The 19,707-nt window shown below is 67.3% G+C and carries 11 protein-coding genes and 5 pseudogenes; 9 read left to right on the top strand and 7 right to left on the bottom strand.

Annotation, left to right across the window (positions count from 1 at the left end):
• Positions 1 to 52 precede the first annotated feature (52 nt).
• Positions 53 to 422 (top strand): annotated as a pseudogene (locus ACLVWQ_RS10520) (6-pyruvoyl trahydropterin synthase family protein).
• Between the two features lie 277 nt (positions 423 to 699).
• Here ACLVWQ_RS10520 and ACLVWQ_RS10515 read toward each other — a convergent pair.
• The 5 genes from ACLVWQ_RS10515 to ACLVWQ_RS10495 all read right to left on the bottom strand — a co-directional run bounded on the left by ACLVWQ_RS10515 (position 700) and on the right by ACLVWQ_RS10495 (position 9,965).
• On the bottom strand, positions 700 to 948 hold the full coding sequence (locus tag ACLVWQ_RS10515; protein ID WP_414108040.1) for a hypothetical protein: 249 nt from the start codon (positions 946 to 948) through the stop codon (positions 700 to 702).
• Between the two features lie 533 nt (positions 949 to 1,481).
• Positions 1,482 to 2,753 carry a TIGR02679 family protein gene (locus tag ACLVWQ_RS10510; RefSeq protein ID WP_414108039.1) on the bottom strand — a complete coding sequence of 424 codons (1,272 nt, stop codon included), beginning with the start codon at positions 2,751 to 2,753 and terminating at the stop codon, positions 1,482 to 1,484.
• The gene (locus tag ACLVWQ_RS10505; protein ID WP_414108038.1) at positions 2,750 to 7,006 is read right to left on the bottom strand and encodes a TIGR02680 family protein; all 4,257 of its coding nucleotides are present in this window, start codon (positions 7,004 to 7,006) and stop codon (positions 2,750 to 2,752) included. The genes ACLVWQ_RS10510 and ACLVWQ_RS10505 overlap by 4 nt, the downstream gene beginning before the upstream one ends.
• Complete coding sequence (locus tag ACLVWQ_RS10500) at positions 7,003 to 8,328, bottom strand: TIGR02678 family protein (RefSeq protein WP_414108036.1); 1,326 nt, start codon at positions 8,326 to 8,328, stop codon at positions 7,003 to 7,005. Before ACLVWQ_RS10500 ends, ACLVWQ_RS10505 begins: the two co-directional genes overlap by 4 nt.
• Complete coding sequence (locus tag ACLVWQ_RS10495; RefSeq protein WP_414108035.1) at positions 8,325 to 9,965, bottom strand: TIGR02677 family protein; 1,641 nt, start codon at positions 9,963 to 9,965, stop codon at positions 8,325 to 8,327. Before ACLVWQ_RS10495 ends, ACLVWQ_RS10500 begins: the two co-directional genes overlap by 4 nt.
• A gap of 165 nt (positions 9,966 to 10,130) precedes the next feature.
• Between ACLVWQ_RS10495 and ACLVWQ_RS10490 the strand changes: the two genes are divergently transcribed.
• The gene (locus ACLVWQ_RS10490; protein WP_414108034.1) at positions 10,131 to 10,775 is read left to right on the top strand and encodes a DUF433 domain-containing protein; all 645 of its coding nucleotides are present in this window, start codon (positions 10,131 to 10,133) and stop codon (positions 10,773 to 10,775) included.
• Positions 10,772 to 11,242, top strand: a complete 471-nt coding sequence (locus ACLVWQ_RS10485) for a DUF5615 family PIN-like protein (RefSeq protein ID WP_414108033.1) — start codon at positions 10,772 to 10,774, stop codon at positions 11,240 to 11,242. The genes ACLVWQ_RS10490 and ACLVWQ_RS10485 overlap by 4 nt, the downstream gene beginning before the upstream one ends.
• Positions 11,243 to 11,330: 88 nt before the next feature.
• Here ACLVWQ_RS10485 and ACLVWQ_RS10480 read toward each other — a convergent pair whose 3' ends face one another.
• On the bottom strand, positions 11,331 to 12,083 hold the full coding sequence (locus ACLVWQ_RS10480; RefSeq protein ID WP_414108031.1) for a hypothetical protein: 753 nt from the start codon (positions 12,081 to 12,083) through the stop codon (positions 11,331 to 11,333).
• A 556-nt stretch (positions 12,084 to 12,639) separates the two neighbouring features.
• Here ACLVWQ_RS10480 and ACLVWQ_RS10475 point away from each other — a divergent pair.
• A pseudogene (locus tag ACLVWQ_RS10475) lies at positions 12,640 to 14,004 on the top strand (IS1380 family transposase); the annotation flags it as partial.
• 535 nt (positions 14,005 to 14,539) lie between these two features.
• On the opposite strand, the gene ACLVWQ_RS10470 reads toward ACLVWQ_RS10475, so the two are convergent.
• A complete protein-coding gene (locus tag ACLVWQ_RS10470) occupies positions 14,540 to 15,313 on the bottom strand; it encodes a DUF4231 domain-containing protein (protein WP_414108030.1) in 774 nt (257 codons plus the stop codon).
• 417 nt (positions 15,314 to 15,730) lie between these two features.
• Here ACLVWQ_RS10470 and ACLVWQ_RS10465 point away from each other — a divergent pair.
• The 5 genes and pseudogenes from ACLVWQ_RS10465 to ACLVWQ_RS10445 form a co-directional block, all read left to right on the top strand.
• Positions 15,731 to 16,418: pseudogene (locus ACLVWQ_RS10465) on the top strand (ATP-binding protein); the annotation flags it as partial.
• Positions 16,419 to 16,872: 454 nt separating this feature from the next.
• Positions 16,873 to 17,082 carry a helix-turn-helix domain-containing protein gene (locus ACLVWQ_RS10460; protein ID WP_414108028.1) on the top strand — a complete coding sequence of 70 codons (210 nt, stop codon included), beginning with the start codon at positions 16,873 to 16,875 and terminating at the stop codon, positions 17,080 to 17,082.
• A 73-nt stretch (positions 17,083 to 17,155) separates the two neighbouring features.
• On the top strand, positions 17,156 to 18,361 hold the full coding sequence (xerC, locus tag ACLVWQ_RS10455) for a site-specific integrase (RefSeq protein ID WP_414108027.1): 1,206 nt from the start codon (positions 17,156 to 17,158) through the stop codon (positions 18,359 to 18,361).
• A gap of 383 nt (positions 18,362 to 18,744) precedes the next feature.
• Positions 18,745 to 19,263: pseudogene (locus tag ACLVWQ_RS10450) on the top strand (transposase); the annotation flags it as partial.
• Between the two features lie 49 nt (positions 19,264 to 19,312).
• A pseudogene (locus ACLVWQ_RS10445) lies at positions 19,313 to 19,701 on the top strand (transposase); the annotation flags it as partial.
• Positions 19,702 to 19,707 lie beyond the last annotated feature (6 nt).

Raw genomic sequence — 19,707 nt, 5'->3', positions numbered from 1 at the left:
GCCTGGACGGCCGGAGAGGGGTTCTGCCAGCAGGTGGCAGACTGGAGCCGCCATGCTGACGATCACCAAGGAGTTCCACTTCTCGGCCAGCCATGTCCTCAACCGGCTGCCGAGCTGGCACCCCTGCGCCCGCATGCACGGCCACAACTACATCGTTGTGCTGGAACTGTCCGCCCGTCGTGAGGACCTCACCGAGGCAGGCTTCGTCCGCGACTACCGCGAGCTCGACGCCTTCAAGAAATGGATGGATGACACCCTCGACCACCATCACCTCAATGAGGCGATGGGGGGGTATCTCTCCGTCGGCCGAGAATCTGGCCACATGGATCTTCGATCTCTGGATCGAGCGCTTTCCGGAGCTGCGGGCGGTCAAGGTCTCCGAGACGCTCAAGACATGGGCCGAGTACCGACCAGAGCGATGAGCAGCGGCGCTCGACGACGTGCTTCTCCAGGGCGGCGTTCAGGTCGGCCGGCTTCGGTCATGCCCAATTTCCCCGAGTGCCCCCTTTAAGAGGGACAGCTCGATCTGGAACGACACTGCGGCAAGAGCCCGACCGGGGAGACAATCCGGCAAGCGGTCATTGAACGCCTACGGTCACTGACCGCAACGACACCCCTCGGACTCGTTCATCCAGACGCGGGCGGGCCTCTGGTCCCGGACGGGGTTCCGGCAGCAGAGGCCCGCGCCACGATCCCGCCCTACCTCCGGGTGCTGACGCCTCGTCCCAAGGATCCGGCGCCGATGAGGGCGATGCCTGTTCCCTCGTGGCCGGTCATAGAGAGGACCACACCGGCGGTGCAGCAGGCTGCGGACAGCCCGACTGTGGCCCAGGCGAGGGCGTTCTGTGCGCGCGGGTGCTCCGCGGCGGTCTCGTCCGGCGTGCGCGGCTCGGCCGGCGGCGTTCCGTGCGGCTGCGGGTCATCCGGGTGGTTGTTCGTGGTGGGCATGGCAAACCTTCGTTTCTCGTGCGTGCGGCAGCACGCGGTGATTGGGCGAAGGAACCATCGATCGGCGGGGAGTTAGCCGCGCAAGTCCGCTGGCTGTGTCCGGTGGTGCCCCGGACAGAGAGGAGACCGCACCGCGCGGGAGTCGATTCGAGTTCTCACGAGTTTGCCGACAGCCGCTGTGATGATGCCGCCATGAACCCGGATTTTCGCGACGGGTTGAATCAGCCGGCCGCGCTGCTACGGCCTGCACGTACTCGTCTTTCGTGGCCTACATGCCCGGTACACGCCGCGCAACAGGCATGACCAGCCAGTTCGGCTTCCTCGGTCATCGTCGAAGGCCAAGGTCAGCCAGTCGATGAGAGGCGCTCCCGGCCTGGACTCGGCCAAGGGCATCGCCCTGATGGACGGGATCGGCATCGACGCCAACTGCCGCGCCGGCATCTCTGCAGCGCGGCGATGTATCAGGTATGGGCGTCAACCATGCCGAAAAGGGCTGACGGCTCACGCGAGTTCGGCATGATGTCGATGTCGCTCTACGTCTGGTGTGACAGGTCGGCCACCAAGAGGTCGAGAGTGGCCTCCTCGTGGAGCGCGACGCCGAGGGCGGTCATGGCAGGGGCGAGATCCGGGTCCCAGTCCGCGTTGACCGGCTGGCCGTCGAGCGCCAGTTGAGGGATGCCCTCAGCCTGGCTGCGAGCGGCCAGGTGCTCGTAATCCGCAGTGCCCATGCGCCACGGCCGGGCTTCGTAGCGGCGGGTGACCCGGTTGGCCAGAGCGATCCCCGGCCAGTCGAAGTCGCCGTGGTACGCGAAGTGGCAGCCCGTGGCAGCGAGGGCGTCGAGAAGCGTGAAGACCACGGTGGCGGCGCTGCCGGAGGTGCACACGAGGGGCTGGACACAGGCCGCGTCCGCCGCGGCTTCCACCACGCGCGGATTCTCACAGATGTGGATGAGGGTTGCGGCGGGGAGTTGTAGCCGGAGGTCATGCAGGTCGCGTGGGGTGACGTGAACCTCGGCGTGATGATCGGCTCGCTCCCGCAGAGCACGCTCCCGCCAGCCCTCGCCGTCGGGGCGCAGCCCGTACGTCAGCACCGTGCTGGAGACCTCGTCCGGACTGACGGAGACCAGCCGCCACAGAGCGCGTCGACCGGCCGCGTCGTCGGGGAACTCGGTGCCGTGGGCGAGGGCGACACCGCGTTGGACGAGGCGTGCCAGCCAGGTGCCGTCGTCCAGGCCGTGTGCGGAGCCGGTCGCCATGGCGGCGAGTTCACCTCGGCCGCGTGCGCCGCCCCGCTGGGGGCCGAGGAGGGTGGTGAGGACCTGGACCGCCTGCTGGAGTGTCCACACCGCCGCTTCGGGCGTCACTCCTCGCGGCACGCCGGCCCGGCGCAACAGGTCGTACCACTGCCGGGGCCATTCCTGGTCGGCGAGTAGGGAGGCGTCCAGTGACGAAGCGAGAGACGACCACACCTGCTCCCGCCGCGCCGTCGCGTCCGCGCGGGCGGCACGGCGGTTGGTGAGAGGCGGGCCGATTTCCTCCAGGGTCTGCCTCAGTCCGAGTCCGGCGGCCGAGGCGCGAAGTCGTGCGTCGAGCACGTCGAGCCGTACCGTCACGGCGGCACCGGTGAAGGGTTTGCCCAGCAGGAGTGACAGGTCGTTGCGTTCTTGGGGGTTCATCGCGGTGAGCCGGAGGGAGCCGGTGGCCTGTACGCCGTTGCTCTCCAGGCGTTTGCGTACGTTCTCCCAGAGCCGGGTGAGTCCGGGGCCCGTCAGCCATTCGCGCGTCGCGGAGGGCAGTTCGCTCACACGGACACCAGACGCCGTTGGCGGCCGTTCCAGGTGTAGTGCAGGGTGGCCACGCCTCGCACATGGGGATCACGTAGGCACTCGTAGATGTGCAGGGACGGAACCTCGGGCCAGTTGCCCATGAGCCGCTCGCTGGTGAGGACGAAGTCGAGATCGAGGTCGACGAGGATACGGCCCAGCCGCCCATGGGTGGGTTCGTCGACCTTCGCGAAGGCGTCGTCCAGGAGGATCAGCCGTGGCGCGTGCGGTGCCGACTCGGCGAGGCTGGTGAAGTGGGCGGCGGCTGCGGCGAAGAGCACGAGGTAGGAGAGCACCCGCTGCTCGCCCTGGCTGAGCCCGGTCCGGCCCGTGAGTTTTCTACGGCGGCCCGGAGCCGCGTCCTCAACCACGAAGGTGTGGAAGCGGAACCAGTCGCGGTAGTCCAGTGCGATCCGAAGATGGGCGGCGTAACCGGCTGATGGATCGGCCCGTCGGGCGTCCTCGATACGGCGTTGCAGGACTTCGCGGAGCTGCTCGGTTTCCTCGCGCGTCCGGAGGCTCGACGGACTGCGCAACAGATCCACGGCTGCCCGGACGTCCGCGTCCACGTCTTCGTCCAGCTTCCACAGCAGCTCGACGCCGAGACCGTGGGAGGTGCGCACTGTCCGCAGGGTGTCGTTGAGAGCCGCGACCAGGTTCGCCGCGGTGATGACCTGTGTCGAAAGATGGTCGCCTAGTTCGCCGGTTAGGAACCGCTGGAACACCTCGCGTTCGCGTTCGGTGAGCCGTCCTCGGGCCTCCGTGGCCTGGACTGCGATCCGCTCGCCCACCGCCGCGACGTCATGAGACCCATGGTCGTCGACCAGGCGGCACACTTTGATCCCGTCGCGTTCCTCCAGCTGTGCGTCGTATCCGCCGGCCAATTGGTCTCGCAGCGCGGTGTGCCGGATGAGCAGAGCGCTGTCCGACACCTCGCCCCTCGGACGGCCGAGGGCCTGTTCCACGGCGTCGGCGAGGGCCCGCAGCGCTCGCAGACGGCTGCGGACGTCCACGCTCGGATCATCCGACACGTACTCGGGCAGCGAGGACCGATCAAGGCCGGCGCCGAGCACCACCTCCGGTCGGCCGAGAGCACCGCGAAGAGCGCTGCCGGTGTCGATGACCTCCGTCTCCTGGTCCGCCAGGGTTCCGCGCAGACGCTTCTCGTCCTCTTCCGCGCGCACGCGCAGGTCGTGGAGGCCGTCGCGGGCTCGCCCAGCCCCAGGCAAGGCGCGGACGGCGCTCGCAATACGCTGCTTGGTCTCTTGCTCGCGGGTGAGGATTTCCTCCTCGGACGACCCGACGGCCTCCTCGCGGGTCCGCAGGTCCTGCTCCGCGGTGCGCAGTCCGGTGAGATGAACCCGGTAGCTCTCCTCCGCGGCCAGGCGATCCTCACGGGCCCGCTCGTACCGTTCGGCATCCGTCTGATTCGCGCCGAGCCGCTCGCCCGTGCCGCCGACTGCCCTGCGTAGATGTCCGACCCCGCTGAGCAGGGCAGCCAGTGCGGTGCGTACGCGGTCCAGCGCGTCAGAGTCGCCGGGCAGGTCGTGGGCGGTCGCGGTGGCGTCGGCCTCGGCACGCGCCGACACCGCGAGAGCGCGGGCCTCCTCGGCCTGTCGTGCCGCCCGGGCCGCCTTGACGGTCAGGTCACGCAGGGTCTTGTCGGCTGATTCGGCCCTGCTCCATGCGTTCGCGAGATCTTGCGCCCGGGGGAAGTTCCGTTCCGCGAGGGTGAGAGCCCGACGCATGGCATCGATTACGGCGAGCTCCTCGCGGACGTCAGCCAGCCGCTGTTCCGTCCGCGTGATCCGCTCCTGCAGCTCGGCGAGGATGCGCCGCCGGGTCTCGGCGCGTACGGCGGCCCCCACGTACTCGGTGTCGCCCTTGTCGTGACGCCCGCTGAGTACGCCCAGACGCCAACTGCCGTCGTAGTACACCGCGTTGTGTGTGGCGGTCTGTGCTGCCGGTGTGAGCGCGATAGCGGCCAGCAGACCCTCCACGCGCTCGGACGTCACACCGCTCCCCGCTTCAGGGGCCGGGCGCAGGGCCGAAGCGAGAGTCGGTCCGTCGGACAGAGCGGGACCGGGCTGGAGGAGGGTGTCCCGGGTGCGAGGGTCGAGAAGGACGCCGTCCGCGCCTACCCAGGCGTCCAGGATTCCGCTCGCTTCCAGCGCCCCTTCGAGACCGGCCCGGTCGACCGATGCCAGGTTGTCCGCGAAGTCCACGAGCCGGTAGAAGGGGGCTCCGCTGCCCGACCTCCTCGCTGCGACGCGATGGTGAGGGGCCGACGGCTCAGGGTCGGTACGTTGTTCCCAGTCCCGCTTCTGCTTCGTCAGGCGGTCGAGTTCCTCATCGAGTCGGCCGGCGCCGAGCGCCAGTTCGTCCCGGCGGCTGGTGAGTTCTTCGCCGTACGGTTCGAGCGTGGCCTGAGCGGTTCGCCATGCCTGGCTGTCGATGTCGGGCGGCAGCGTGCGGTCCGCGAACGGTGCGTCGGTGGAGGTCTCGTGGCCGACCGTGGCATGGACGGCGTCCAGCGACGGGCAGTCGGGCCCCAGCACGGTCCGTGTGTGCGCTGTCCACTCGGCGACACGGCCCGCATAGCCGCTGCTCTCCGCGGCCACGTTCTGGCGGCTGAGGTCAAGACGGCCGGCGGCCTCTTCCGCCTCGTACTCCAGCCGTTCCCGCTCGGCATCGGCCTGAGCCGCTCCGGCGTGGGCCGCATCCGCCCGTGAGATGAGACGGGTCACCTCCTGGACCATCCGCGTCCGGTTCTTCGCGACCGTCTCGGCGTCCTCCAGTTGGTTCTGCCAGGACCGCAGTGCTTCCCGCGTGGTGGCGGTGTCCGCGCGGGTTGCCGACCGATGCCGTACGGTGCGCGTCCCTCCATCTGGAGTCGTTGACTCCGTCTCGGTGGACTGGGACAGGACGGTGCGTGACAGAGCCACCGCCTCGCCGAGATGGCTGGTGGGGAGCCCGGCTTTCTCCGCCTGCGTCAGCAGCTCGCGGTGTTCGGTTCCAAGCTCGGCCAGCCGACTCCCCAGGTGTTCGACCCCCTCGGCCAGCCGCTCCGCCGTCCTCTCCTCCGCGTCGTGTGCGTTGTGCAGGGTGGTGAAGGCGGCCTCGGCGGCGGTGTGCAGCGCCTCCACCGTGCCGCGGCGTTCGGACAGTTCGCGCAGGCTGCGGTAGGCGTGACTGGCGTGCAGGGCGGCCAGGTCGGTCCGGGCTGCCTGTTCCTCCTCGCGCAGGGTCTCCAGTCGGCCGTTCGACTCCTCCTCCTGCGTCCGCAGGTCGCTCGTCCGATGTGCGGCGTCTCCGGCCGCCCGGCGCCGCTGCGCGAGGACACCCAGCTCGTGACTGACTCGCTGTGCGGAGGTACGCAGGACTCCGGCCAGGTAGCCGCGGTAACTGGTGAGGAACGTGCGCAGTGCCGTGTCGGTGCGTTCCAGGCGGCCGAGTTCGTCGCGTACGGCGTCAAGATCGTGGAGGTTGCGTGCCACCTTCTCGACCACGTCCTCGTCGAGCCCCGGCAGGGTCTCGCTCAGCAGGGAGGCCAAGCCTCCGTGCTCGATGCGGTCCCCGACCGTGGGGCGCCGAAGCCGGTGGAGGAGCTGGGTGAGGTTGCGGTAGCGCGTCGCGTCGGTGATGCCGAACAGGTCCCGGGCAACCCGGGAGCGGTGCATGACCGCACGCTCGGTCGTGTTGTCGGAGCCGACGAGCTCCTTGAGCCGGTCGACCGGCAGCGGCTTTCCGCTTTCGACCAGGTGCAGGTCCTCGCCGATCCGTAGCGGAGTGACGAAGAACGTCGGCAGCGCCTTCTGCGTCGACTTCGAGGCACGGATGGCGACACCGAGCGTCAGGAAACGGTGGCCGCCGTCGTCGGTCGTGCTCTGGAACTCCACCCACAGGTACCCGAGACGATTGGTCTGCTCGAACCCGTCCAGCATCAGCCAGGGGAGCGTGGTGCGGCCGGTGCCGGTCGCGTCCAGCGCCCGGGAGTCGCCGTCCAGAAGATATGGGAGCAGCATCTCCAAGGCCTTGGACTTGCCCGCGCCGTTCTTGCCGCGCAGGAGCAGCCGCCCGTCACCGAAGGAAAACTCCTGAGCGTCGTACTGCCAGACGTTCTGGATGCCCGCCCGGTGCAGTCGGAAGCGGGTGCCGGTGGTCGTCGTGCGGCCGGTGGTTGTCGCAGCGCCGGAACGCGGCAGCGGAACGATGCCACGCGCGTCGGTGGTCATAGCGGCAACTCCTCTTGTACATCGGTTCCTTGGCGAGTTCTGGCAGCAGGTCGCACGGTCACGAGGGTGGCGTAGCGCGCCGCCGCGGCCAGCAGCACCCAGCTCTCGCCGCCGGGCCGTGCGCCATGGACATCGGTCACCGTGCGTCCCTCCGGTGCCTCCTCGACGTACCCCTCCGGCAGCCCTTCTCCCTCGGCGCGCACTCGCCCGGTGCGGGCCATCAGCCGCATGCGGACCAGCAAGTCCAGCACGGCCTCTCGTAGGGAGGGAAGGTCCTCCAGGTAGCCGCGTTGCCAGTTGCTGCGTTGCCCGTACTCGGCGATGAGCTCGGTGAGCACCTCGTCCACCAGGCCGTCCGGGACGGCCACCCCGATGACGAGCGTCCCGCCGGTCGCCGGATGCCCCGGTTCCTGCGGCCGAAGCCGTTCCACGAGCCGTTCCACCAACAGCAGCGCGGCCTGTGCGACGGTCCCGGTGCCCGGCAGGTGCAGATCCGTCAACTCCTCCTCGGGGTCCACCAGCGCCACGCCCTCGGCGCGGATCTCCATCTCCAGGCCCAGGAGTTCGGAGAATGCCTGGGCTTCCCGGCGCTGCCGGGTGCGCAGCCAGTCGCGCTCGGCATCGGTCAGCTCGTCGAGGTGGACGACAGGTGTCTCTACGAGCATCCGGCGCACATAGGTGCGCGGCCCGCTGAACCCCGGGTCTGCTGCGCGTCGGACCAGATCGGCGCCGTCCCGGGCCTGCGCGAGCGGGCCGGCGACGACCACGCGTGCCAGCTCCCGGTCCACCGTGATCAGGGCTTCTCCGCCCGCCTCTTGCGCGATCGCAGCCACTTGGCCCTCGGTCTCGACGAGGACACCCCACTCGACGAGCTGACGCAGAGCCGCTACCAGGGTCCGCTTCCCGGCCGCCCGGCCCGTCTCCTCCAGCTCGATCCCGGTGTCGGCGGCAGCGGCCCTGATGTCGGCGGCCAAGTGCGACAGCAGCATCTGCTCGGGCGCGGTGACCAGCACGGACAGGGCCAGCGCGAGGCAGGCGTACGTGTGAGGAGTGAAGGGCGTGCCGGTGGAGCGCTCCAGCCGGTGGCCCGATCCCGTCCCCAGCCCCGCCTTGAACAGCCGGGCAAAGGAGCTGTCGACCAGCAGGCGGTAGCCGAGCACCTGCTGGAACCGTTTGCCCAGCCAGTCGGCGTGCCTGCGGATCAGTGGGAACAGGTCGGCATGGGGGCCGTTGGACGCGATCAGGGGGTGTGCGAGCAGCAGCCGGGCGGCGGTACGGCGTTCGGCCGCCAGGGCCACGTCGTGAGTCGAGGGAAGGGTCATGACACGCTCACCTCGGCCTCGCCGTCGACAACGCCTTCTCCGTCGGTCGCGGTGGCGATACGGCTGATGTCCAGCTCCAGGTCGTCCAGCAGCAGGTCACCGTCGGCCGAGTACAGCACCGTCCGCGCGCCCGCCGTCCGGAGCACGGTGAGCCGGATGCCCAGTTCGGCGTCCTCGCTGCGCGCCGAGTCGAGGCTGAAGCCCTCAGGTCCCTCACCGTCCGTATCGGCGAGTCGCCTGAGCTGAGCGTTTCCGAGTGCCGTGGCCAGTAGTTCCAAGAGCAGCCCGAGCGCCGCCGAGGTGAGTCGTACGTCGGCGAACCGATCCGACGCGCTGCGCAGTTCGTCCGCCGCCGCTGTCCTGGCCGCCGCCCGCTGCCGGGCGGCCTCCCGCAGCCGCTCCTTCTGCGCGGAGTGGTCCTCCACCGCGGAGGCCCGGCCCCGCTGGGCACGGCTGCCCCTCTCCCGCAGGGCCACCGGCACCTCGACCACGGGACCGGTCCACCAGCTCGTGTAGGCGGGCACCACCTCGTCGGTGGCCGGGGGGATGCCCACATGGCGGGCGCCGTACAGACCGAAAGCGCCGACGGCGATGTCGTGCGCGTCCTGCGGTGCCGCTTCCTCGAACCAGCGGGCCAACCGCAGCAGATCCTTACGACGGGACATTTCCCCGGTGGCCGACCGCAGCATCCGCTTGGCGTTGGCGAGCAGCGACTGCAACGCGCGCAGCGTGGCGTCCCGCAGCTGGTCGACCTGGCTGCCCTGACCGTCGGTGTCCCTGAACCAGCCGCGCAGGCCCTCCCAGTCCGACAGCTCGCGGCCCCGGCTGCGCTGTACCCGGACCTCCAGGCTTCCTTCGCCTTGCGCCGATAGCCCGGTGAGCCCTTGGGCGTGGGCGTCCAGCCGATCCAGCAGAGCCGGGATGTGGGGCCACAGGGTGTCCAGCGCGGCCGAAATCCGGGGCGCGCGGAACGCCACGTCCTCCGTGATTGCCTCGACGTAGTCCAGGAGCAGCTCCTTGAAGCCCTGGTACTCGGCGCTGTCCAGGTCGTAGCGGGACAACACCTGGCCGAGATAGGCGTAGAAGTCGCGTATGGAGTCTGCGAACTCGGTGAACTGCACGAACAGCGTGCTGATCCGCTCCAGCCCGTCCTGGGGCTCGACGCCGCCCGGCGCGGTCACGAGGCCGGCCAGCTCCCGCAGCCCGCGCTCGACCAGGGCCAGCAGTTCGTTGCTCACCTCACGGGCGGCGTCGGCCTCGGCAAGGACTCCGTCAGCATCCCGCTGGATGCGTTCGCCCAGTTTCGACAGCTGGTAGCGCGAGCGAGAACGCTGGTACTCACTGATGCTGGACGCCTTCACCGTGTGGCTGCTACGCAACAGGTTTCCCCAGGTCACCAGTTGTTCCAGCCGGACCGTGAGAGTGTCGGCGTCGAGCCCTGCGACGGAATCACCGCTCTGGCGCAGCTTCGCCATGATGTCCGGGACGGCAAGGTCCGCCAGCAGCGTTCCGCAGAAGATCCGCATGATCGCGACGTGCTCCAGCCGCTCGCGCGCGCTGAGGTACGTGTACGCGTTCAGCCGCCGCCGAGCCTCCTCGTCGGCGTCCTGACCTGCACCGGATGCTGATGCCCCCATGTTCGTGAGGTTACGCGGCGCAGCCGGGTGCCGCCGGTGAGTGGCCGAAAATCCCGCGAACGTGTGCGAGGCCCCCTGAATGGGTCCTTCGGCTTCTGCGCCGAGTGGCTTCCAGGAGAATGGGGTACGTTCAGGCACGTATCGGCAGGGGCGGAAGGAGGCGCGGTGTCGTACGAACCCAAACTTGCTGCGGCTCTTTCCGGCGCGACGCTGCGCCAGCTGTCCCACTGGCGCCGAGCCGCCGGACCCAAGGGTGCAGTGCTCGTGCCCGAGATCTCCAGCGAGAGGCCGATCCTCTACTCGTTCCGCGACGTTGTCGCACTCCGCATCTGTGTGCAGCTGCGTGAAGAGGCTTCGTTGCAGAAGATCCGCCGTGCCTTGAACACGCTCCGGGAAGACCTCGGCGAGTGGGAGCACCTCTCCTCGTACAAACTCGTCGCAGGTCCGGACACCATCTATCTGGCCGAGCCCGACCACGCTGTGGACCTGATCAAGGGGGGCAACGTGGTCATCCACCAGATGGTGGATGTTCTCGCGCCCTTCTACAAGGACGGTCGAAGCATTCCCGCTCTGCTCACCCCCCGTGAATACGTGGCGGTCGACGAGTCGGTCCGAGGCGGCGAACCGGTCATCCAAGGCACGAGGATCCCCGCGTCAGATGTCGCAGCCCTCGTGAGGGACGGCGTCCCACCGGACCAGATCGGTGAGTTCTACCCAGGCGTGACGGCCGAAGCCGCCCGCGATGCGGCCGACTTCAGCGAGTACGTCGACAGCTACGGCAGCAGTGAGCCCCGGCAGGCCGTCGCTTGAAACTGCTGCTTGATGAGAATGTGCCCCGCCCGATGGCCGAGATCGTGCGCATCCTGCTGAAGGCACATGAAGTCGTCCACGTCCACGATCTCAAGGGTTGGACGGGCACGAAGGACATCGAGCTGTACGCCAGGGCCCAGGCCGAGAACTTCGACGCCGTCATCACCAACGACACCAAGCAACTCAGCCGGCCACTCGAAGTGGCGGCCATCGCACAGTCGGGCCTGCATCGCATCGAGTACCGCCAGAACAACAAGCACGGCGGTCTGGTGGGCCTGGGCACGGCGATCGCCACCGTCTGCGCGGCCCTTCCCCACGCCCTGTCCGAACTCGAAACAGCCGACGGCCAGCGTCTCGTCGCTCTGACATCGATCGACCCGACCCGGCAGAACCGGCTTCGGATCACGGACCCGGCTGTCGCCCCGCCGAAGCACTGGCCGGGGCGCGATTCGGCCGCTGAGTCCTGACACCTCGACACACGAGGGCTCCCGGCTGGCAACCTGTGGGAAGCGATGCCGGGAAGTGACGCGGCGCCGCCGACTGCGCTTCGTCTCATCAAGACTCACTGCCGAGCTCATCCTGGAGCTTGGCGATGCGCTGTTGGGTTGCCGCCGCGCTCTTCTGCTGACGGGTCAGCTTCGCCTCAGCGGCTGCCAGTTCCCGGGCGAGCCGCTCTCGATCAGCTGCCGAGCGCTCGCGGATGGTCCCGTCGTCGCGGTATGCGGGCCCTACCCGCTCACTGCCCACTACTCCGCGACGCTCGCCACATTCCGGGCAGTCGACGACGCGGGTGGAAACTCGGCTGTGCTCGCGATGCAGAATGTGGGGCACCACATGGTCGCAACGGAGAGTGAGGTTCCAGGTATCGAGGTCCTTCTTGCGTTCCTCCTGTGAAGGCCAGGAAGCGAAGAGCCTGGCGAGCTTCTCCACCTGCTTCGGTCCCACCGGCGGTGGTGGGCAACAGAAGCCGCAATGCGTCACCCGAGAACCGCTGATGCTCCACCGACCACCCCGGCAGTCGGCGTGTCGCTCGCGGAACCTCCGGTCGGCTTCCTCGTACTCACGCTTCTCCGACTCGGACAACTTCATGAGGGGATACCAGTCCCCCAGCCCGTCTCGCATGGGCTCTTCGCAGCCCCGACAGGGCTCACCGGCCACGTAGTCCGCCCAGCTGAGGCGCGTACCTTCTCGCTTCCACCGCTCATCCTGCTCACGGCGCCGCTGGTCATCCGCCTCGGCATCGAGGGCTGAGCGCAGAGCACGCTTGGCGGCTCGTTGTCGCTTCTGCTCCTCCGTGAGCTTGGACATGGGCTTCACCCTCCGCTGCACCGTGTTCTCGTGCACGACCGCGGAATCCATGCTGGCGTGGCCGCCCCGTGTGCAGGCTGCCCGTGTGCCGGATGACGACTTGTGATCGGACCTGGACCGCAAGCGGCCTTCAGACGACTGGTGTCGTCTGGAGCGGACAGCCGGAGGTTGCTGATTTGATACGGCGTCAGGAGCTGCACTGCAGAGAGCACGGACAGCAGGGCACACGACGCACGGACCGATCTTGCCAGCCCGTGATCTGCCCCGAACCCGTACGTGCGGAGCGTCTGTGAAAGTCCCCAGAAGCAGGAACCGGCCCCCGATGGGGAACTGACGGTGGACGAGCGGGCGCGACTGAAGGAACTCGAACGACACAACCGCGAGCTGGAGATGGAAGTTAGCTTCCTGAAAGAAGCCGCAGCGTACTTTGCGAAGGGTCCCCTGTAGCAAGCAAGTACGAGTTCATCGACGAGATGCGGCTCGACACCGAGAAGTACGCATACATCGTCGAGTTCGTGTTCGGCCGACTCGGCGCATCCAGTTCCGGCTACTACGACTGGCGCTCCCGCCCGAAATCCGAGACAGCCCAGTCGAGGGCGGCCGGGCGGTGGTCTCGCAGGCGGGAGGCGTCTTGCTGGTGGAGACGGCCCGTAAGACCGGGCTTGACCAGGCGATATCTGCGGCTCTGGCGCCGTGGTGCAAGCCGCGGGCCGTGCATGACCCGGGGAAAATCCTGCTGGATGTGGCCCTGTCGGTCGCGCTCGGCGGGGACGGCCTGGCCGATGTGGGCATGCTGCGGGCCGAGCCGGCCGTGTTCGGTCCGGTGGCCTCCGGTCCCACCGTCTCCTGCCTCATCGATGTCCTCGCTTCGGCCGGGCCGAAGGCCCTGGCGGCGATCCGCACCGCACGGGCCCATGTCAGCGCACACGTCTGGAAGCTGGCCGGACAAGCGGGCCCGGAAGCCGGTGAACAGGTGATCGTGGACATCGACGGAGTGCTCGTGCTGGCCCACTCCGAGAAACAGGACGCCGCCGCGACCTGGAAGAAGACGTTCGGGCACCACCCGCTGACGGCCTTCGTCGACCACGGCCGAGGCGGCAGCGGAGAACCGGTCGCGGCCCTGCTCAGGCTGGGCAACGCGTGACCGAACACCGCCGCCGACCACATCACCACCGCCCAACTCGCCCTGGCCCAGCTGCCGAAAAAGTACCGGCGCGGGCGTCAGACACTGATCCGGACCGATTCCGGCGGCGGCACCCACGAGTTCGTGGCCTGGCTGACCCAGCGCGGCCGGTGGCTGTCGTACTCGGTCGGCATGACCATCACCGACACCATCCACGAAGCCGTCCTCAAAGTACCCGCCTCCGCCTGGACGCCGGCCGTCGAGCCGGGCGGCGAGATCCGTGACGGCGCCTGGCTGGCCGAGCTGGACGGCAACGTGCTCAAGGGCTGGCCGAAGGGCATGCGGCTGATCATCCGCAAGGAACGTCTGCACCTCGGCGCCCAGTTGCGCTTCACCGACGCCGACGGACTGCGGCTGACCTGCTTCGCCACCAACACCACCGGAACGGCGATCGCCGGCCTCGAACTGCGCCACCGCCAGCGGGCGAGAGCCGAGGACCGCATCCGCGCCGCCCGCGCCACCGGCCTGCGCAACCTGCCCCTCCACGACACCGCCCAGAACCAGATCTGGCTGGAGATCGTCCAGCTCGCCCTGGACCTGCTCGCTTGGATGCCGATGCTCGCCCTGACCGGCAAGGCGCGGCTCTGGGAGCCCCGCCGCCTGCGGATCCGCCTGTTCTCCGCCGCCGCCCAGCTCGTCACTTCAACCCGCCGCCGACATCTGAAATTCGCGACCCACTGGCCATGGACCAACGTGATCACCGACGCGACAGGCGGGCCACTGGCCTGCCCGCACCCCACCCAACAAGCCGAAACAGCCCACCAGATGAACCGTCAAGCCGTCACGAAAGATCGAGGTTAGATCTTCTCCCAGTTCTCCATGGTGGCGCCCATTCTCAAACTGCCGAGTCTGGGCGAGGCGCTGAGTTGCCCGGGGCGGTGGGAGGCTGCCCCCAGTCGGTCACCTCGATACCTGCTCGCACGAGGAAGTCGTGTTCTATACCGAGCTGTTGGAACGGCGAGCGGCCATGCCTGGCGATCCAGGATTCCCGTCGCGCCTTTTCGTGATCTGACAGTGAATCCCAGTCGTCGTAATGGATACCTGGATTTTCGCTAATTGGAAGACCGCTAACTGATAGCGCATAGTCGGCCTCAGTTGGATTTCGCCTCAGTCGCACGAGAATCCAAGCTGTCTCGACATTGATGCCAGTACCCTGCTGTCGCGCGAGTGTGCTGGCTCGTCGCTGTGTAACGGGCGACAGGAGCCAACGTTTAGTGGTTCGCCGCATCAGACTGAGCCTCCCGTACGTGTTGATGGATCAGCTTGCGCCCTTCTACACTGTTCCATCGCGTCCCTCGTGAGGCTGGTCTAGTTGCTGTTGCCTCTTCCGCTGCTCCACGCGAAGTGATTCCACTTCTTTAGTGAGCTGCGTCAGGTTCTCACTTTCCTCGCCTGTGTATGGCGGAATTCCTAGCTCAAATGCCTTGGCGTGCTGTTCAATGGCATCTGCTGTCTGCTGCAAGTAGAAACTTCGCTCGCGGTACTTGAAGTAGCCCGTGAACCCTGCGGAGACACCGACCGCGAAGCTCAGCCCGACCGTGACCCACTTCAGGTATGAGGGGGTATCGGCGAGACTCGCGGCAGTCGTTGTACCGAGAGAGCCGATGATGATGATGGCCTGAAAGGCGTTGTGGATTCTCCGGTAGTACTGAGCCTCGTTCCTTAGTTGGTCCAACTCGCGAGGCAGTGAGTCCTTGTAGCTGAACTGTCTTTGGTGAACAGGGATTCCGAGCTGAGAGGCTTGGAGTAGTCTCCGCTCCTCGGCTAACTCCAAGCCTAATTCAAGCTTTCGGACAGACTCTCGACTCGTTCGCCTCTTCTCCTTATTGCTGAGGATCAAGTAAGCGATACCGCAGACTGTGGTTAGAGGTATCGCGATCCTGTTTACCTTTGCGAGGTCGACTATTTTCCACGTGGAAATGGTGGCGATGTAGATCGTGAGTGCTGCAAATAGGGTGGCGAATCCGGTGCCGTGGAGAGTCCGTAGCTGTATTCTTCGGGTTCGGATTTGCTCCTGAAGCTCAAGAATTCCCGTTTTGTGGGCCATGAGTTGTTCTGTGGGGCCACTGCTCGATGGAACAGAATGTGCCATGCCGCACTCCCCCCGGAGATCACAAATGCAACAGAGAGATGGTACAAGCGGTATGCGGTGTTTGCGTCAGGGTTTGAGGTTGGGGGTGAAAACTCCTCAAATATGGCCAGATAGAGGCCATGTTGACATCGTCGACTTCTAATGCAGTCGATGCTCAATCTCGGCTGGAAGGTCCTTAATTAGCCGCGGCTATTTATCGCTCCACTGTTCGAGGAGGGCTGTTGGTCACTTGGTCCGCCTTCGATTTCGGTCGGAAACTTGGAAATGAATCCTGGATTCCGGTCGCGTCACGATGGCTTGTTTTCCCGCACCGAGGCGTGAGTCCAGGGATATGAAGCAGGCGCGATTGCGCCCGGAAAGGGCGGTACCCGGACATTCTGTCCGGGTGTGAAGCGGGCCCTGTTCACCGACGGGGATGTGTTCCGTGTCGGCTACCGGCGCCCCCTGCTCCTCACCGGTATCGACGTCGGCGTCATCCGGCCCGACCTGGCGGAACGGCTTCTGCCGCTGCGGTTGGAGCGACCCCGGGTCCGGCGTACCGAGGATGAGCTGTGGACGGAGTACGCACAGGCGCTGCCCGTCGTCCTCGGCTCACTGCTCGACCTCACGGTCAAGGTACGGGCCGTGGACGCGGAGACGCCCACGGACCTGCGGATGGCGGACTTCGCGCACCTGTGCGCGCAGCTCGATGCCGCCACCGGTCTGGGAGCGCTCGCCGCCTACCGGGCCAGTCTCGACGACCTGAACGACGACGTCATCGAGGGCGACCTGTTGGCGCAGACCGTCATCGAGCACGCGGCCGGCATGGCGGCGGGCACGGAGGAGCGGATGACGTCCACGCAGTGGCTGCACTGCCTCAGCCGCCTCTACGCGGGCGAGGACCTGCGCGCGCTGCCCAAGGCCGACCACAGGCAAGGTGCTCTCCGACCGTCTCAAGCGTCTTCAGCCCACCCTCGCCGCCCGGGGCGTGATCATCGACTCCGGCCGCACGAAGGAGGGCCGTTACATCGAAATCACCCGGCTCGCCCCGCCCGCACACGAGCAGGAAGCGGCGTTCTGACCGGGGCCGGTCATGGAACAAGCAAGAGGAGCACGCCGCCGCCGATGGGTGCTCCTCTTGCTGTTCGCCGCCGCGCGGCGCTCCAAGGACGTGCCGCGGAGCGGCCCCTCACTCACTCTCTGAGCGACACCGCCACGACCACAGACACCCCCTCCTTTTTCCTAAGTAGGGAAGCTCTGCGTCACCTGCGTCACCCGACCCTCGAAAACGGCGGGTGACCTGCACGAACACGGGTGACGCAGACGGCATATCTCTGCGTCACCTGCGTCACCTGCGTCACCTGCGTCACCTGCGTCACCTGCGTCACCGATGACGCACGCCCGACCTTCTGCGTCACCCCGAAACCACAGGTCAGGGGCGCACATGACGCAGATGACGCGGGTGACGCAGAAATCCCCACCTCGGACACACACGACGCCCCCAGCACGCTCGGCCCGCGCACGGAGGACCCGCAATGAGCACCGCCGTTGCACCTGCTGACCAAATCCTCTACAGGCCCGAAGAGGCGGCCATCGTTCTCAGGATCGGCCGCTCGATGGTCTACGAAGAGATACGGCTCGGACGACTTCAGACCGTTCGCATCGGTCGACGTCGACTCGTGCCGCCCGAGTACATCGCGCAGTACGTCGAACTTCTCAAGCGTGAGGCACAAGCCACCGCCTGATTTCCCCACCACCCATCACACCAGGGCCGCGCCACTCAAGGCGCGGCCCTGTCCTATGGAGGCACAACACAGCATGACCGAGACCCCGAAACGCGCCACCAGGGCGGGCCACGGTACGGACACGATCTATTGGGACCCCAAAAAGAAGAGCTTCGTGGGGGCCGTTTCCCTGGGTCACGCCCCGAACGGCAAGCGCCGCCGACCGAAGGTGTACGGCAAGACGAAGACCGAAGTCCGCAACAAGATCCGGGACTTGAAGAAGGAGGTACAGACCGGCGTCAAGGCGCCGGCCAACTACACCGTGGCGGACGCGGTGAACGACTGGTTGGAGCGCGGGCTCAAGGGGCGAGACGAGAAAGGCACCATCGGAAAGAACCGCTCGATGGCGAACAAGCACCTGATTCCGTTCATCGGCAAGGCCAAACTGAAGGAACTCAGCGCGGACGACGTCGACGACTGGTTGGACGACAGGGCCGAGTTCCTCGCAACGCGAAGCCTGCGCGACCTGCTCGCCATCCTGCGCCGCTCCATCGTGCAAGCTCAGCGGCGGGACAAGGCAGCGCGGAACGTCGCCCTTCTCGTCACCGTGCCGGAGGGACGCCCCGGGCGACCGAGTAAGGCGCTGAACTTGGAAGAGGCGAAAGCCGTGCTCATTGCCGCTCGCCCGTCACGGCTGTACGCATACCTCGTGCTCTCGCTGCTCAGCGGCGTTCGTACGGAAGAGGCGCGGCCTCTCACCTGGGATCACGTGTTCCTGGAGGCGAAGGGCGACGTTCCGCCGCACGTCGCGGTGTGGCGCTCGGTGCGCAAGCACGGGGAGACAAAGACCAGGAAGAGCCGGCGGACCATCGCGCTCCCGAAGCAGGTGGTCGACGTGCTCGAAGAGCACCTGAGGTTGCAGAAGAAGGAACGCACGTCGAAGGGGAAGGAGTGGGACCCGGCCGGCCGTGTCTTCACGACCCGGAGCGGCGAGCCGCTCGATGCGGCCAACGTCCGGCGCGACTTCAAGGCCATCGTGAAGAAGGCGGGGCTGAAGCCGGAGTGGACACCGCGGGAGCTGCGGCACAGCTTCGTGTCGCTGCTCTCGGACCATGGCATCCCGTTGGAGCGCATCGCTCTGTTGGTCGGTCACAGCAGCCAGACGACCATGGAAGCGGTGTACCGCAAGCGGCTCCGTCCGGTGATCACGCAAGGGGCGGAAGCCATGGATGAGATCTTCGCTGAAGATCAGGAAGAGGCGAGTGCAGAGGGCCAGGTCGAGGGCGACGCGGTGGCCTGACGCAATCCCTTTGGCCCCCTGTTTGGCCCCCCGGGCATGAAAGAGGGCCAATCGCGATCATGCGATTGGCCCTCTGACCAGCGTCGGGGTGGCGGGATTTGAACCCACGACCTCTTCGTCCCGAACGAGGTTCGAGCAAGATCGGTACCTGCGCATATCGTAAACGTGCAGGTCAGGAGATTGGGCTGAGGCGGTGCCGAGGGGGCCCGGTTGGCACCCCGTCGAAGATCATCTCCCAGAATTCTCCCAGCGCGGTTCTAGCCTCGCGCTTTCATGAAGCGGGCCGTCCGACGAGTGGTCAGGTAAGCGAAAAGTGCCTCTGAACGGCAAGAATGAGGATTGTCGAGGTCCTTGTTCCCGCTCCAGCCGGAGGCACTTCTCAGGTGAAGACGCGTATCGGGTCGTACCCGCGTGTCCGTATCGAGGGCGGGGGCCGGGTGGTGGTCTCGCAGGCCGGGGGCGTGCTGCAGGTCGAGACGGTCCGCACGGCCGGCTTGGACACCGCGATATCAGCGGCGCTGACGCCGTGGCGGAAGGCTCGGGTGGTGCACGATCCGGGCAAGATCCTGCTGGACGTGGCGCTGGCCGTCGCGCTGGGCGGGGACTGCCTCGCGGATGTCGCCATGCTGCGGGCCGAGCCGGCCGTGTTCGGAGCCGTGGCATCCGACCCGACGGTCTCCCGCCTCATCGACACCCTCGCAGCCTCCGGGGAGAAAGCCCTGTGGGCAATCCGTGCCGCGCGGGCTGAAGCCCGCCAGCGGGTCTGGCGGTTGGCCGGCAGGGAAGCGGCCGACGCGGGCGAGACGGTGACCGTGGACCTCGACGGTGTGCTGGTGGTCGCGCACTCGGACAAGGAGGATGCGGCCCCGACCTGGAAGAGGACTTACGGGCCTCACCCGCTCTTGCCAGCGACAGCCACGCTCGTCCGTTGGCGTTCCACGTGACCGCAGCCAGGCGGGCGATGCGCCGTCGTTCGAAGCGGTGCTGGCAGGCATTCGTGTCCCGCAGCTTGGGCAGGGACGACCGAGGGTCCGGCCGAACGCTGTTCTGGGGGACCGCGCGTATTTGTCCCGTGCGATCCGGAGCCATCTCCGTCGGCGCGGGATCCGTGCCGTCATTCCCCAGCCGTCCGACCAGGTAGGTCACCGACGGCGACGCGGTCATGTGGGAGGCCGGCCTCCCGCCTTCGACGCCGAGGCGTACAAGCAGCGCAATGCTGTCGGGCGATGCATCGCCCGGCTCGTCAGTGGCGTGGTCTCGCAATGAGAACGGACAAGCTGGCCATTGTCTACCCGGCTGCACTCCACCTTGCTGCCATTCTCATCTGGGCCAGGCGATAGCCCTCT

Origin of the sequence: Streptomyces sp. CWNU-52B (genome assembly GCF_047444975.1) — a bacterium.
GTDB lineage: Bacteria > Actinomycetota > Actinomycetes > Streptomycetales > Streptomycetaceae > Streptomyces.
This window is presented reverse-complemented; position numbering and strand designations above follow the sequence as displayed.

Coding starts and splice junctions, on each gene's coding strand:
- ACLVWQ_RS10495 (WP_414108035.1), bottom strand. CDS start 9,965: ATGGGGGCATCAGCATCCGGTGCAGGTCAGGACGCCGACGAGGAGGCT.
- ACLVWQ_RS10515 (WP_414108040.1), bottom strand. CDS start 948: ATGCCCACCACGAACAACCACCCGGATGACCCGCAGCCGCACGGAACG.
- ACLVWQ_RS10500 (WP_414108036.1), bottom strand. CDS start 8,328: ATGACCCTTCCCTCGACTCACGACGTGGCCCTGGCGGCCGAACGCCGT.
- ACLVWQ_RS10470 (WP_414108030.1), bottom strand. CDS start 15,313: ATGGCCCACAAAACGGGAATTCTTGAGCTTCAGGAGCAAATCCGAACC.
- ACLVWQ_RS10460 (WP_414108028.1), top strand. CDS start 16,873: ATGAGCACCGCCGTTGCACCTGCTGACCAAATCCTCTACAGGCCCGAA.
- ACLVWQ_RS10505 (WP_414108038.1), bottom strand. CDS start 7,006: ATGACCACCGACGCGCGTGGCATCGTTCCGCTGCCGCGTTCCGGCGCT.
- ACLVWQ_RS10480 (WP_414108031.1), bottom strand. CDS start 12,083: ATGTCCAAGCTCACGGAGGAGCAGAAGCGACAACGAGCCGCCAAGCGT.
- xerC (WP_414108027.1), top strand. CDS start 17,156: ATGACCGAGACCCCGAAACGCGCCACCAGGGCGGGCCACGGTACGGAC.